This window comes from Corynebacterium glaucum (genome assembly GCF_030408855.1).
Taxonomy (GTDB): Bacteria; Actinomycetota; Actinomycetes; order Mycobacteriales; family Mycobacteriaceae; genus Corynebacterium; species Corynebacterium glaucum.
The window spans coordinates 529249-542296 of sequence record NZ_CP047358.1 but is presented as its reverse complement, the minus strand read 5'-3'; the positions used below and the strand labels follow the sequence as shown (position 1 = coordinate 542296).

The 13048-nt window shown below is 61.4% G+C and carries 13 protein-coding genes and 2 pseudogenes; 10 read left to right on the top strand and 5 right to left on the bottom strand.

The window, feature by feature from the left end; all coding sequences use genetic code 11:
• Positions 1-57 precede the first annotated feature (57 nt).
• Genes CGLAUT_RS02685 through CGLAUT_RS02670 form a run of 4 tightly spaced genes read left to right on the top strand, consistent with a single transcriptional unit; the run spans position 58 to position 2912 of the window.
• The gene (locus CGLAUT_RS02685; RefSeq protein WP_290186155.1) at positions 58-1614 is read left to right on the top strand and encodes an acyl-CoA carboxylase subunit beta; all 1557 of its coding nucleotides are present in this window, start codon (positions 58-60) and stop codon (positions 1612-1614) included.
• Between the two features lie 57 nt (positions 1615-1671).
• The gene (locus CGLAUT_RS02680) at positions 1672-1899 is read left to right on the top strand and encodes an acyl-CoA carboxylase subunit epsilon (RefSeq protein WP_095659358.1); all 228 of its coding nucleotides are present in this window, start codon (positions 1672-1674) and stop codon (positions 1897-1899) included.
• A 4-nt stretch (positions 1900-1903) separates the two neighbouring features.
• Positions 1904-2494, top strand: coding sequence for a Maf family protein (locus CGLAUT_RS02675; protein WP_290186977.1), 591 nt, complete (start codon positions 1904-1906; stop codon positions 2492-2494).
• Between the two features lie 10 nt (positions 2495-2504).
• The gene (locus CGLAUT_RS02670) at positions 2505-2912 is read left to right on the top strand and encodes a DUF3151 domain-containing protein (RefSeq protein ID WP_095659356.1); all 408 of its coding nucleotides are present in this window, start codon (positions 2505-2507) and stop codon (positions 2910-2912) included.
• A 256-nt stretch (positions 2913-3168) separates the two neighbouring features.
• Here the strand turns inward: CGLAUT_RS02670 and CGLAUT_RS02665 are convergent, their stop codons facing one another.
• Entirely contained in the window at positions 3169-4056 is an 888-nt protein-coding gene (locus CGLAUT_RS02665) for a DUF4282 domain-containing protein (protein ID WP_290186154.1), read from the bottom strand.
• Positions 4057-4330: 274 nt separating this feature from the next.
• Between CGLAUT_RS02665 and CGLAUT_RS02660 the strand changes: the two genes are divergently transcribed.
• Together CGLAUT_RS02660 and CGLAUT_RS02655 are read left to right on the top strand one after the other, a co-directional pair.
• Positions 4331-4852 (top strand): hypothetical protein, encoded by a 522-nt coding sequence (locus tag CGLAUT_RS02660; RefSeq protein WP_290186153.1) that lies wholly within the window; start codon positions 4331-4333, stop codon positions 4850-4852.
• A 36-nt stretch (positions 4853-4888) separates the two neighbouring features.
• Positions 4889-5383 (top strand): annotated as a pseudogene (locus CGLAUT_RS02655) (helix-turn-helix domain-containing protein); the annotation flags it as partial.
• Positions 5384-5475: 92 nt separating this feature from the next.
• On the opposite strand, the gene CGLAUT_RS02650 reads toward CGLAUT_RS02655, so the two are convergent.
• Both CGLAUT_RS02650 and CGLAUT_RS02645 read right to left on the bottom strand, forming a co-directional pair.
• The gene (locus CGLAUT_RS02650; RefSeq protein ID WP_290185769.1) at positions 5476-6243 is read right to left on the bottom strand and encodes an ATP-binding protein; all 768 of its coding nucleotides are present in this window, start codon (positions 6241-6243) and stop codon (positions 5476-5478) included.
• A gap of 3 nt (positions 6244-6246) precedes the next feature.
• Complete coding sequence (locus tag CGLAUT_RS02645) at positions 6247-7365, bottom strand: Mu transposase domain-containing protein (RefSeq protein ID WP_290186152.1); 1119 nt, start codon at positions 7363-7365, stop codon at positions 6247-6249.
• Between the two features lie 129 nt (positions 7366-7494).
• Between CGLAUT_RS02645 and CGLAUT_RS02640 the strand changes: the two genes are divergently transcribed.
• Positions 7495-8844: an IS256 family transposase gene (locus CGLAUT_RS02640; protein WP_290184376.1), complete on the top strand. Its 1350-nt coding sequence runs from the start codon at positions 7495-7497 to the stop codon at positions 8842-8844.
• On the opposite strand, the gene CGLAUT_RS02635 is transcribed toward CGLAUT_RS02640, so the two are convergent.
• Positions 8835-9335, bottom strand: a complete 501-nt coding sequence (locus CGLAUT_RS02635; RefSeq protein ID WP_290186151.1) for a hypothetical protein — start codon at positions 9333-9335, stop codon at positions 8835-8837. The genes CGLAUT_RS02640 and CGLAUT_RS02635 overlap by 10 nt on opposite strands.
• Before the next feature lie 132 nt (positions 9336-9467).
• Here CGLAUT_RS02635 and CGLAUT_RS02630 point away from each other — a divergent pair.
• Together CGLAUT_RS02630 and CGLAUT_RS02625 are read left to right on the top strand one after the other, a co-directional pair.
• Positions 9468-10451 (top strand): annotated as a pseudogene (locus tag CGLAUT_RS02630) (integrase core domain-containing protein); the annotation flags it as partial.
• Between the two features lie 49 nt (positions 10452-10500).
• Complete coding sequence (locus tag CGLAUT_RS02625) at positions 10501-10764, top strand: hypothetical protein (protein ID WP_290186149.1); 264 nt, start codon at positions 10501-10503, stop codon at positions 10762-10764.
• A gap of 63 nt (positions 10765-10827) precedes the next feature.
• Here the strand turns inward: CGLAUT_RS02625 and CGLAUT_RS02620 are convergent, their stop codons facing one another.
• Positions 10828-11892, bottom strand: coding sequence for a Cj0069 family protein (locus tag CGLAUT_RS02620; RefSeq protein WP_290186148.1), 1065 nt, complete (start codon positions 11890-11892; stop codon positions 10828-10830).
• A 217-nt stretch (positions 11893-12109) separates the two neighbouring features.
• On the opposite strand from CGLAUT_RS02620, the gene CGLAUT_RS02615 reads away from it, so the two are divergent.
• Complete coding sequence (locus tag CGLAUT_RS02615; RefSeq protein ID WP_095659351.1) at positions 12110-13045, top strand: sulfurtransferase; 936 nt, start codon at positions 12110-12112, stop codon at positions 13043-13045.
• Positions 13046-13048: the final 3 nt, after the last annotated feature.

Genomic DNA, 13048 nt, shown 5'->3' with positions numbered 1-13048 from the left:
AGGGCCGGACGATGGGCAATGTGGCGTTGCAAACCCCGATCTCTACACTTGAGGCCTATGACTTCTAAACCCGACTTGACCACCACTGCCGGTCGTATTGAGGACTTGCGCAACCGTCTTGCGGAATCGCAAGCGCCGGTCGGACAAGACGCGGATCGCGCCGCGCGCGAGCGGGTGGAGCAGCTCCTCGACACTGGCACATTCGTGGAGACGGACGCGCTGGCCCGCCACCGCATCGAGGCGTACAAGATGTACCGCACCAAGCCCGCCACCGATGGGGTAATTACGGGCTATGGGCTTATCGACGGCCGCCGGGTCTGCGTATTCTCCCAGGACGGCACCATCTTCGACGGCGGAGTCGGCGAGGTTTACGCCGAAAAGATGCTGAAGATCTACGAGTTGGCTACCAAGACTGGCGTGCCGGTGATCGGCATCTACAACTCTGCGGGCCCGCGCTGGCAAGAAGGCATCGTGACCGCGCACATGCAGGCGAAGCTGCTGCGCGCGGCGTCGGTGGCGTCAGGGTTGATCCCGCAGATCGCTGTCGTGGCTGGCGACACGGCTGGGCTGGCGGCGGCGACGGTGCCGCTGGCGGACCTCACTGTGATGGTCGACGGTGCTGCGCTGCACCTCACCGATGTCGAAGCGGTTCGCGCGGTGTCCGGTGACGCTAGCGTGGACGCGGATGCGCTTGGCGGCGCCCGCGTGCACGCGGCTGAGTCCGGGCTTGCGCACCTCACTGCGGCAAGTGATGCGGATGCGCTTGAGCAGGTGCGTAGCCTGGTCGGCTATCTGCCGCTGAACAACCTGGCCGGCTCGCCGCTTGGCCAGGCTGCGGGTGGCGCGGGCCGGGCGGGGTTAAATACGGGCGCAACCGGTGCCGATTCTGGTGCCGCCGGCGTCGAAGCGCAGAATCTCGATCTGGATACGTTTATGCCAGACGACGACGCTGCGGCGTACGACGTCGCCGACATCATCACCGCGGTCACCGACGGTGAGCTGTTTGAAGTGGGCGCGGATTTCGCCGGAAACGTGGTCACGGGATTCGCCCACATCGGCGGTCGCGCAGTGGGCGTTGTCGCCACCCAGCCGAGTGTGCTTGCTGGCTGCCTGACTTACGACGGTGCGCGCAAGGCTGCCCGGTTTATCCGCACGTGCGACGCGTTCAACCTGCCGATCGTGCAGTTCGTTGACTGCCCCGGTTTCGTGCCGTCAGCGGAAGAGGAGCGAGCCGGCTCCGCTGCTGGCGCTGCCGCGCTTGCGTACGCGTTCGCCGAGGCCCAGGTTGGCACCATCACGGTGATTACCCGTAAGGCGCACGGCACCGCCTACGCCGTCCTCGGCTCGAAGGGCCTGGGTGCGGACCTGGTGTTTGCGTGGCCTACCGCTCAGATCGCGCTGGCTGATGCCCCAACGGCGGCAACCGCGATCGGTACGGACGCGGCGGAGTACGAGGCCGAGTACCTCAACCCGTACGTAGCTACCGAGCGCGGTCTCGTGGACGCGGTCATCGAGCCACACCAGACCCGGGCGCAGGTGCTTGAAGGTTTGCGCCTCCTCGAGCGCAAAGTGATCTACCCAGTAACGAAGAAGCACGGTAACATCCCCCTCTAGAAACCTACGCCACCGTAAGCTGGCAGAGCCTGAATCCTCGGTGAAAGGAGATTCACCATGACGACACCAAACGCTGCGCCCTTGTTCACCGTGACCAAGGGACACCTGAACGAAGAAGAGCTTGCGGCGCTTACCACCGTCATCGCTGACCTGCAGGCCGAGCAGACCGCACGGGCAGCAGCCCAGAATCCGGCCGACCGCAACGGCTGGGGCGCACCTCGCCCGAGCCACCACCAAGGTGCGGTGTACAACCCGCACGCATTTGGCAACGTTGCCTACTTCTAACGCTGTGCGGCTGGTGCTGGCGTCCAAATCACCGTCGAGACGCATGCTCCTTGAGCAAGGTGGGGTGTCTCCCCTCCTGAGACCTGCCGACATTGACGAGGACGCGCTGATCGCCTCACTCGGCGGCACCGCGCCAGCTGACGTTGTCGCCGCGCTCGCCCGCGCAAAGGCCGACGCGATCGCGCCCGGCCACCCCGACGATGTGGTGATCGGGTGCGACTCAATGCTGCTCCTCGACGGCGAGCTGCTCGGCAAACCCCACACCGTCGAAGCCACAATCGAACGCTGGCGCGCCCAGCGCGGCCGCACCGCGCACCTGCTCACCGGCCATGCCGCGACGTACCGCGGCGAGTGGGTGCAGCACACTGTGCGCACCGCCATCCAGTTCGGCGACGTATCCGACACCGACATCGAGGCCTACGCGCGCTCCGGACAGCCGCTTGAATGCGCCGGCGCGTTCACCCTCGAGGCTCTAGGCAGTTGGTTCATCGACTCCATCGACGGCGACCCGACTAGCGTCATCGGCCTCTCGATGCCGTTTCTGCGCCGCGCGCTCTATCAGTTCGGCCTCGACGCGAGCGCGTTCTGGGACTAGCTTCGCACCCATGGACATCAACGACATGCTCGCTCCCCCACCCGTGAAACTCCCGGAAGACCCCGCTTCGAAGAGCAATTTGCTTGACGACGCCTCGGTCTACGCCCACCCCAACTCCCCGGCGGTTTGGGCCGCCCGCGCGGAGAAGGAATTGTCAGAAGGCGACCCGATCGTTGCCTACGCGTACGCGCGCACCGGCTACCACCGCTCCCTTGACCGCCTGCGCGCCAACGGCTGGAAAGGCTGGGGCCCAGTGCCTGCAACGCACGAGGCGAACCAGCCGGTGCTCAAAGCGATCGCGATGCTCGCCCTGGCTGCCAAAGCCATCGGTGAGACTGATGAGTACGACCGCTGCCGCCAGATGCTTTCCGACGCGGACCCGGCCAGCGTGGAAACCCTTCTCGATTCAAATGTTTAGCCGCAGGTGACACCCATGGGGGTTCCTTGCATTTGGTTTGGTTCCCTGCTCGAACGCCCCAGACCCGGGGGCTGAGCCAACCGTATCTTCGGCACCATCGACTTCCGGTGACCGACAGTGGTCTGAGACAATGGTCTGAGACAGTGGCCGGGACCGCGGCGGAAATCACCGACCAGCCCGCTCCACTTAGACAGGGCAAAACGAAGCCCCAAGCTGCGTGCGTTCACGCGGCTTGGGGTTCGTCGTAAAGAAAAGGTTAGCTGGTGCTGGAGGTGGTGTCGTCCTCAGCCAGGCGCTTAACATCGCGCTGCGTGCGCATCATTGCCACGTAAAACTCCAGGCTGACACGAATCATGATGGTCCAGAACAGCACGCCGAAGGTACCGAGAATCAGGAACATGACAAGTGCCAGCACACCTTCACCAGCCCCCTCGGTGAAAGTGGACAGAGAACCGATGAGACCAAGCACCCAGAAAATGCCGATAAACACGAGCGCGATGGTGAAGAGCGTCTTGTGGAAGTCAAGGGTGAAGGAGCGCTCGAACGATCGATCAAACAACGCCTTGAAGAAGTTCTGGCGTTGGCCCTGGGCCGCGTTGTTCGCGCTGCCACCGTCCTGCTGGAAACCGCTGTAAGGCTGGCCGAAGCCCTGGGTCTGACCGTACTGGCCACCCTGCGTCTGGCCGTAGGCCTGAGTCTGCCCCTGAGTCTGACCCTGAGTCTGGGACTGGCTCTGGCCGTACTGCGACTGACCGTAATCAGACTGACCGTAGCTCTGACCCGCCTGCCCGAAACCGGACTGGCCGTAGGCTGGGGTCTGACCGTACTGGCTGCCCTGGCTGCCCTGGCCGCTCTGGGACTGGCTCTGGCCGTACTGCGACTGACCGTACGGAGAATCGCTGGACTGGGAGCTGCTGGAGTCAGATGCGCCCCAGCCAGATTGGGAACTGTTGGAATCGGATGCACCCCAGCCGGACTGCGACGAGTTCGAGTCGGAGGAACCCCAACCAGTCTGGGACGAGCCGGTGCTGTTGGAACCCCAGGTCGGCTGGCTGGACTGCGAGTCGGAGGAGCCAGCACCGAACGGCTGGGACGAGACGTCCTTATTCGGGTCACGGTCGTTAGGGTTGAACGGAGTGGACATGGGTCCTGCCTTCTTTCATCACTGATTTGAGCTTTTGCTTAATGCATTCTAAGGGGGTAAGCCCCCGGCTGCATAGTGGAGACGGCAAGTCAGCGAAGCACATCGCAAACCTCTGGACCCCAAAAACGCGGAAAACTGGGGCTGACATAGAGGCCATTACTGACTTGGCAGAGACTTCACAGGCGAGCTGCTACCAGGCGGAATCCGACATTGTTGCCCGGTGCTCACCGATACGGAGCCAGCAAAGGTGGCGAAGCACCTATCCTTGAGGGGCATGACGCGACTCAAATTAGCCACCCAAGTACTCATTGCAGTTCCGGCGGCGCTCGCGATTGCGTCGTGCAGCGCCACCGACGACACCACCGCTGAGACTTCAGCGGCAACGTCGGCGCCGGAAACGGTGACGGAAGCGGTCACCCAGGAAGCGACAGTCGAGACAGTCACGCAGCAACCCACCACCGAGGTCGACACCGCAGCCCCGCCGGCCGGGGCAACCACCCCAGCTGGCGACTGCACCACGCCGCCCACAGACCCACGCCAGCAATACGCCACCGGCACCGCTCCGGGACGCATGCCAGCCGAGAATCACACCGACACCAATTACTGGATCGAAGACATCGAGAATCACTACGATCCGTGCGCCCCGTTGAGCTGGATCACCTTCCGCGGCTCACTCGGCCGCGAAGACGGGCCGGCAGGCACCGGCGCCTCCATCAGTGACGGACTAGCGCTCTACTGTGATGTCTGGGGACTTCTTGGACATGGAGTCCAGGAAGTTTTTGGGCATGATGTCTAGAGGCTTTTTGGACGCGTGCGGCGGTGGAATAGTCCGATGGCTATTCCATTGCACAAGCGCAGAAAGGTCGCTGATTTCGATCCGGTCCGCGACGGCAAAACGATCACACAGTTTTGCAAAGAATTGGGCATCTCGCGTCAGACCTACACCAACATCAAAAAACGGGTTGCCCAGAAGGGTCGATCGGGCATTCTGCCGGATTCGACCGCCCCGAAGAACCCGGCGAGAAAGTTTGATGGCGCCGACAAAATCGCAGTCGTCAACGCTCGGCAACATCTGATGGAACAGGGGTTGGATTACGGCCCGTGGTCGATCTATTACTACTTGTTCGATTCCGTTGGTCCTGATCGCACCCCGTCGCGTTCCACCATCGCGTTGTGGCTTCATGAGTTGGGTTTTGTAGAAGCCAATGCCCGTAAACGCCCGCGCAGCTCCTATAAACGATTCGCCCGCGATTTCGTTGGTGAGCTGTGGCAGATCGACGGTCTGGTCTACCGGCTGTTCGACCACGCCCACACTCACGTGACTGTTTAGACCACGTTTTTAGTAACGGCGTGGTGGGTTTCCGGTAACGCCCGGGTGAGTATCGAGTAACGCCCGGGCGTTTGGGTTGGTGGCGGGGGTTATGGGGTCAGTCGCATGTTGGTGCCTTCGAGTGTGATGATTTCGGCGCCGGCGACGAGTCGGTTGAGGATGGATTCGGCGATGACGGCGTCGGGGATGGATTTGTACCATTCGTCGGGTGTGAACTGGGATGTCACGATGGTGGATCCGCGGGGTTCGCGCTCTGCGAGGATGTTGAGCAGCTGGTGTGCGGTGGCGGCATCGATTGGGGTGGTGAGGAAGTCGTCGAGGACTAACACGTCTGTGTGGTGGAGGTCTTCGAGGAAAGTGATGCGGGCTGGGTCGTCGTGTTTGAGCACGGCGAGGTGGTTGGCGAGTGTGTCGGTGCGGAAGAAGCGTGCGGAGTAGTCGTTTCGGCACGCCGCGGTGAGCAGTGCTTGGGCGAGGTAGGTTTTGCCGACGGAGGATTTACCCAGGATGACAATGTTTTGTGCGCTTTGGCACCATTGACAGTGAGCGAGTCGGGTGATTTGCTCTTTGTTGATGATGCGGCCGGGCGTGTAGGTGACGTCTTCGATACAAGCATCGGGATTTGGCGATCGGGATGCTTTGAGCAGTTTGTTGACTCGCCTCTCACGCTTGGCCGCTACCTCTTTATCGAGTGCGTAGAGCACTTTGTCGGAGAAGCTCCAATCGTCGAATGCGGGATCGGCGGCGATGTCGATAACACTTTGTCCGAAGGCGGTCATCCGCAGATCTGTAAAGATCGGCAGGACTGATTCGTCGAGGAAGCGGGCGGATGCTGATGCTGGTTGTGGGCGGGGCATGGGTTATGCAGATCCCTTCTTGGTGAGGTTTTCGAGGCTGAACTGGGCGGCACCACCGAGGTAGGCGCCGCGCGTGTCACGCGCTGTCGGGGTAGGCACGTCACGGGTGGGTCTGCTTGTTGGCAGATCGGTTGAAAGGTCAGTGCCTGTGGGTCGTGTGGAGGTGTCTTTGCGCACGGCGGCCATCATGTTTTTCACCGCGGTATACGACACAGCACGCCTGACGCCGTCGGTGGACACCAAACGCCGGCAGGCCTCCTCGAGGATTGGCTTGTTGGCGTGTTTGCCCATGTTGAGCACGTTGCGGCACGCTTGGTACGCCTGGGCAGGGATCGCTTTGGTTTCGATGAGCTCAAAGATCACCTGGCGGGTGGCCGGCCCGATTTTGGCGGCTTCGCGCAGGAAGTACTCGCTTGTCCACAACCCCCGGGTGTCACCCATGTTCGCCGGGATGTGGTCGGTGTCGGTGACGTACACCCCGCGGACACGTGCGAGTTGGTGGGTGGCCACACGCTGCCCGGCGTCGAAGACGGCGAGGCTGTCACCGGTGATACGCACGTCCACGGTGCGGCCCACCAGTTGGTGCGGTACCGAGTAATGCACGTTGTGCACTCTGATGTGGAAATTGGGCGCGACTTTGGCGCGTTTCCATTCGGTGCGCTGCCACGGTGTTGTAGGCAGCGCGGTGAGCACGTCGCGTTCGAACTGATCGAACAATGCGCGCCTGCTCGTCGCATTGCCGCGAAACGGTTCGGCAGCGTTGATCCCATCGACCAGGGCGGTGATTTTTGCGTTGAGCTCGTCTATCCCGACGCACTGGTGGCCATCGAGTGCGTGGATGACGTTCTGGGTGACGATCTTGACTGCGGCTTCGACGCTGGCCTTGTCTTTGGGTCGTTTCGCGCGGGCCGGCAACGCGGCGGTGTTGTAGTGCTCCAAAAACTCCTCGTAGGTGGAGTTGACCCGGCGATTTTTATCCGCGGCACTGATCGCGTTCGAGGCTGTCGAGGCGTTATCTGGCACGATGACCTCGGCGACCCCGCCGAAGTACTCGAACGCGCGGATATGGGCTGCAAGCCACGCGTCCTGGCGCTCATCCGCGCACGCGCAGGCGAATACCATGCCCGAATACGGCAGCGAGGCGACAAAGATGCTGACCTGCAAGCCTTGCCCGCCGGTGGGGTCAAACAGCGGCAGAGGGTGCCAGGAAGTTTGTGTGTGAGGCTCTGATCTGAAGGAGTTTCACCGATAATGACTACTGTGTCACCGAAGAAAAGCCACGACCCGTCCAGGGTCAACGAGATCAGCGAGAAGCTGATGGATAACCCCGAGCTCGCAAAGCTCATCGGGGAGCTGTCCACCTCCACCGACGACGCCAGCGAGCTGGTCAAGGGGCTTTTGCAGGCGTCGATCAACGCCGGCCTGCAGGCGGAGATGGATGCCCATTTGGGCTACGAACACTCCGACCGCAAAGCGAAAGCCCAGGTAACAGATGCTGGTGGTGGCAACCACCGAAACGGGTCGTACACCAAGACCGTCGATTCCGGCTACGGCCCTGTTGAGGTCACGATGCCACGGGATCGCGCGGGCACGTTCACCCCGCAGATGGTGCCCAAAGGCTCCCGTCGGCTCACAGAGCTCGACGACATGATTATCTCGCTGTACGCCGGCGGGATGACCGTGCGAGATATCCAGCACCATCTCGCCACCACCCTGGGGGTGGATATGAGCCCGGATACGATCAGCACCATTACCGATGCGGTCTTAGAAGAGGTCATGATCTGGCAAAACCGCCAGCTCGACGAGTTTTACCCAGTGATCTTCCTCGACGCGCTACGCGTGAAGATCCGTGACGGCCACCGCGTGGTCAACAAGGCTTGCTACATGGCGGTTGGTGTCGACATGGACGGCATCAAGCACATCCTGGGATTGTGGATCGCTGACAATGAAGGCGCCGCATTTTGGGCATCGGTGTGCGCAGATCTGGCCAACCGCGGGGTCCAGGACGTGTTCATTGTCTGCTGCGACGGGCTCCAAGGCCTGCCAGAAGCCGTGGAGGCAACCTGGCCGAATTCCATGGTGCAGACCTGCATCGTGCACCTGATTCGGGCGGCGAACCGGTGGGTGTCGTATCAGGACCGCAAAGGCGTCTCTCGCGCGCTGCGTGAGGTCTACACCGCTCCCAATGAGGAGACGGCACGCGCCAGCCTGGATGCTTTCGAGGCCAGTGAGCTGGGCCTAAAATACCCCCAGTCGGTCAAAGTCTGGCGCGACGCTTGGGAGCGGTTCGTGCCGTTTCTGCAGTTCCCGCCTGCGGCCAGGCGGGTGCTCTACACCACCAATTCGATCGAGTCGCTGAATGCTGAACTGCGTAAAGCTACCCGTAACAGGGGCCAGTTCCCGAACGATACCGCGGCGTTGAAGACGCTGTGGTTGATGATCTGCAACATCGAGGACAAGCGCGCTGCGCAGCGGGCGAAGAAAGCCAAGCGCGACGTTGAGTGCAACGGCTATATTGAAGGAGCGAAAGCCACCGGGTGGAAACAAGCCATCAACCAACTAGCCGTGGCTTACCCCGACCGATTCGCGGACTACTTGTAAACCAAGCCCCCGCACACAAAGAATCGGACACCCTCCAGCGGCATCTTCGTGCCTGCCCAGTCCACCTGCATCGTATGGCCTGGGGCATGGGTGATCCTGGCGGTCAGCCCGGCTGCATCAACGTGTTGAGCCACAAGCTGGCGAAACCGCTCGTAGCTGTAATACCGCTGGCCTGTGCCCGCAGACTGTGCGGTGTAGCGGCCCCACAGCACCTGCAAGGTCACCTTGTTGCGCCCGGTGCGCGCCTTGGCGACAGCGTCGAAATCGATCGGGACGAAATCCCCCTGAGCATGGCTGCGCCCGTCGACGAACCAGTCCGCCAGCTCATGATCAGCAACCCCACGAAGTTGCTCACGCGTTGTGATGTTGTGTTCCACCAGCGCACCGCGGGCTTTTTGCACAGTGGTGTGCGAGCACCGCAAACTCGAACAGATTTGGCGGACAGACCAACCTTTCAGCACTTGATCCATTACCGCCCGGTAGTCAGTCACAATCAGACTCCTCTGGTAACGCCGCGTGCCCTGAAGTCACGCGGTCACCAGAATCCTCCCCCGGACCGTTACTGGATGCTCACCAATGCGTTACTCAATACTCACCACGGTGTTACTAGACACGACCGCGCAACACACGTGACGATCTACCAGGTCATCGACGACGCCAGCAGATTCGATGTAGGTACCAAAGCATTCGCTTTGCCGGAAAACGGTACTGATGCGCGCGCTGCATTAGCCGAGGCATTTGCTGTCTACGGCAAACCCCAAGAGATCCTCTCCGATAGCGGCGAGGCGTTCGCCACCTACCACCGTGGTCATCTCTCCGCTACTGAAGTGTGGCTTGCCAGCGAAGGTGTTCTTGCTATTGCTGGGTTTGCTCCCACAACCCAGGGAAAAGACGAGCGCTCCCACCGCACCCTGATTCAGTTCCTAGACGCGCGCCACCCGGTCAGCCTTGCTGAGGTCAACTCGTACCTCGTTGAATACCGCCAGGTGTACAACGAGCGACGACGCCACCAATCGCTGCTGGTGGGCAAAATGCATATCACCCCACGCCAAGCTTTCGACACCTTCCCCAAGGCAGCACCACCCACGCATCCGCTTGATCCTGAAAATGTTTGGGCCCGCGTGGTCACTTTCAACCAAGCGCACAACCCGCAAGCAGCACTCATAGCGACAAACGGCCCCGAGGAAGCGGCAACTTCACCCGAGGCCAGCATCGATGACATGGCAGCTCAGCAAGGCTTACCTCCCACCGATACCCCCACATTAACGATGCCGACGACACGATCAACAAACAGTTGGGGCATCCCAGACGAACTCCGAGTAAGCAAAGACGGGGTTGTCCGCGTGCTCGCCCACGGCATCTACATCGGCCTGAGATTCAAAAATCGTCTGCTCTACACCACGGTCACAGCCGACAACGTCGCCGAGTTCTTCACAGCCCACGACGGTGAATTTCTTTTCAGCGTGCCGCTCCCGATCACACTGAGCCACAGGCCACCCGGCGGGCAAATCAACATCAACCTGGTCGAAGGAATGAAACACCGCCAACCACCACAGCTTCAACCGAACCTGTCCAAGCCACGGCCAAAACGCAGACCACAACGATGATCAGCTAAACGCGTCCAAAAACCCCACAGACTCCACGTCCAAAAACTCTATGGACATAACAGGACTAGCGCTCTACGTCAACGGCCAGCCCGACGGCGAAATGCGGCTCTTTACCAAGGTAGAGAGCATTGAAATGCTTGACGACGGCCAGGTTCGCCTCACGTGGGGCGAGCGCGGAGGTGCCACCGCCGCAGGCATCACCGACCATTACACGGTGGATCTCACGGCCCAAAACGGCACCGTGCAAGCGGTCGCCGGGGACACCGAGAAGTTCGCTCAGCTTTGGTCCCAACCCGGCTACCTGCTCAATTAAGCCCGCCGCCACGCGAAAAGCCCCGGCCGCAGCCGGGGCTTCAATCGTCGTCAAGCAGAAGCGCTACGCGGAGTGCTTTTCCTCGACACGCTTGATGGCCTCGTCAGCCACCATCTCCTGGATGCCCATGTCCAGCTCGGAGGTGAAGCCGACGCAGGAGCAGTTGATCTCACCGAGGACGTAGGTGTCTTCGCCGGTCTCGTCATCGTCAGCAAGCATGAAGTCCGCGGTCCAGATCAGCGGGATGTTGTCTCCGCCAAGGTTCTCAGCGATGACAGGGCGTGCCTCGGCGAACATGTCGACGAGCTCCTGCCACTCCTCCGGTTTCTGGTAGGTGTACTTCGCGCCGGAGAACAAGGTCGCGGAGAACGCGTCACCGCCCTCGGCCGGTTTTTTGTGCACGACGAAGACTGGGTGCGGGCCAACGAGGAGGATACGGATCTCACCCTCAGTGATGCGCGGCATGAAGCGCATGTCGACGAGCATGCCGTTGTCACCAACGATGTACTGCTCGCAGAAATCCATGAACTCGCCAAGTTCGCGATCCTCTGTGTGGTTGTCCACAGCTTCGGTGCACTTGAGCTTGGTGTCCAGCGGCAGTGCGGTGCCCGGCTCAACGTTGGCTGCCTGCGATTCGTCCGCGAGACGGACGCGCCAAATGCCCGAACCGGTGGAGCCGCGGTTCTGCTTCAGCACGCGCTCACCGTAGGACAGGGAGGTCGGGAAAGTGTTTTTGAAGGACTCCACGTCGTAGTACGCGGCAGTGTCGGACGGAACCAGGTCGGTCTGGTTGAGCTTCACCAGAGCGTCCTTGGCGCCGTAGGAGATCATCTCCTCCGGGGTGGACATGCCGACGAGGCCAGCCTCGGACAGGCGGGTGAGCAGGTCGAAGTAGCCCTTCTCGCCGCCCGGGATGTTGCCCGGGTTCACGCGGGAGATGTACGCGTCGAAGTTCTCGGAGACGTAATCAAAGAGGTCCGATGCCCACTCCGGACGGAAGTACACAACCTCTGCGTGCCAGCCCTTGTCCTTGATCGCGTTGACGATTGGCATGGTGTCTTTGCGGTGGCCGTCGATGTACTTGTCGGAGCCGCCCTCAACCTCGAAAACTACAATTGCCTTCTTCACTAGGATCCCTTTCGATGTTGATCGTGTTCCCGCATCGAACTCTAAGTCTTTTCTCGTGGGTTGGCCGGGGAAGACCGCCGGTTAGTGGTTAAGCTCACAAGACCCGTCTCAGCGCCGCAAACTCCCCTGATTTCGCCCAGTTGGGCAGCCCACTTCCCGCCAACGACGGTATCGTGGAGTGGCAATTTCATGGCGCCCAAGGAGAGGAATCATCGAAGTGGGAATTGAGCTTGAGCACAACCCGCAGTTCGAGACGTTCGCGCATCCAGAGAAGTTCGTTTCCGCCGCGTGGCTTTCTGCTCGCTTGGGCGTCGACGGTCTGAAGGTCGTGGAAAGCGACGAGGATGCCTACCTCTACGACATCGGCCACATTCCTGGCGCGGTGCGCATCGATTGGAACCGCGACCTCAACGACCCCGTCCAGCGCGACCTGATCGACGGCGCGGCGTTCGCCGCACTGATGCGCGAGCGGGGCATTTCACGCGACGACACGGTAGTGGTTTACGGCGACCGCGCGAACTGGTGGGCGGCCTACACCGCGTGGGTCTTCGAGCTGTTCGGCCACCCGGATGTGCGACTTCTCGACGGCGGCCGCGACGCGTGGATGGGAGAAGAGCGCGACACCTCCTTCGCCGTGCCCACATACCCGGAAAGCGACTACCCCACCGTAGAGCGCAACGACACCCCGACTCGGACGTTCGCGACCGAGCTGCTCGACGGCTTGCGCGAGCAGGGCACGCCAATTCAAGGCATTCAGTTGATCGACGCCCGCACCCCCGAGCTTTACGCTGGCGATGAGGTCGCAGGGGCCGTCGATAAGCAACAAGCTCCGCTTGCCCTGCGGCAGGGACATATCCCTGGTGCTGTGAATGTGCCGTGGGGGCGATCGGTGTACCCGAATGCGCTGTTTCGTAGCGCAGATGAGATCGCCGAGATCTACAGCGACTTCGACCGCGACGCGCGCACCGTTATCTATTGCCAGATGGGGGAAAGCTCGGCGCACACGTGGTTCGTACTCACCCACATCCTGGGGTTCAAGGATGCTTCGCTTTACGACGGCTCCTGGATCGAATGGGGAAACATGGTTCGTGTGCCTATTGAGCGCGGCTCCGAAGCCACGCCCGAGCCCAACCCAGAACCTACGCAAGAGTAACTT

Coding starts and splice junctions, on each gene's coding strand:
- CGLAUT_RS02685 (WP_290186155.1), top strand. CDS start 58: ATGACTTCTAAACCCGACTTGACCACCACTGCCGGTCGTATTGAGGAC.
- CGLAUT_RS02680 (WP_095659358.1), top strand. CDS start 1,672: ATGACGACACCAAACGCTGCGCCCTTGTTCACCGTGACCAAGGGACAC.
- CGLAUT_RS02670 (WP_095659356.1), top strand. CDS start 2,505: ATGGACATCAACGACATGCTCGCTCCCCCACCCGTGAAACTCCCGGAA.
- CGLAUT_RS02665 (WP_290186154.1), bottom strand. CDS start 4,056: ATGTCCACTCCGTTCAACCCTAACGACCGTGACCCGAATAAGGACGTC.
- CGLAUT_RS02660 (WP_290186153.1), top strand. CDS start 4,331: ATGACGCGACTCAAATTAGCCACCCAAGTACTCATTGCAGTTCCGGCG.
- CGLAUT_RS02650 (WP_290185769.1), bottom strand. CDS start 6,243: ATGCCCCGCCCACAACCAGCATCAGCATCCGCCCGCTTCCTCGACGAA.
- CGLAUT_RS02645 (WP_290186152.1), bottom strand. CDS start 7,365: ATGGTATTCGCCTGCGCGTGCGCGGATGAGCGCCAGGACGCGTGGCTT.
- CGLAUT_RS02640 (WP_290184376.1), top strand. CDS start 7,495: ATGACTACTGTGTCACCGAAGAAAAGCCACGACCCGTCCAGGGTCAAC.
- CGLAUT_RS02625 (WP_290186149.1), top strand. CDS start 10,501: ATGGACATAACAGGACTAGCGCTCTACGTCAACGGCCAGCCCGACGGC.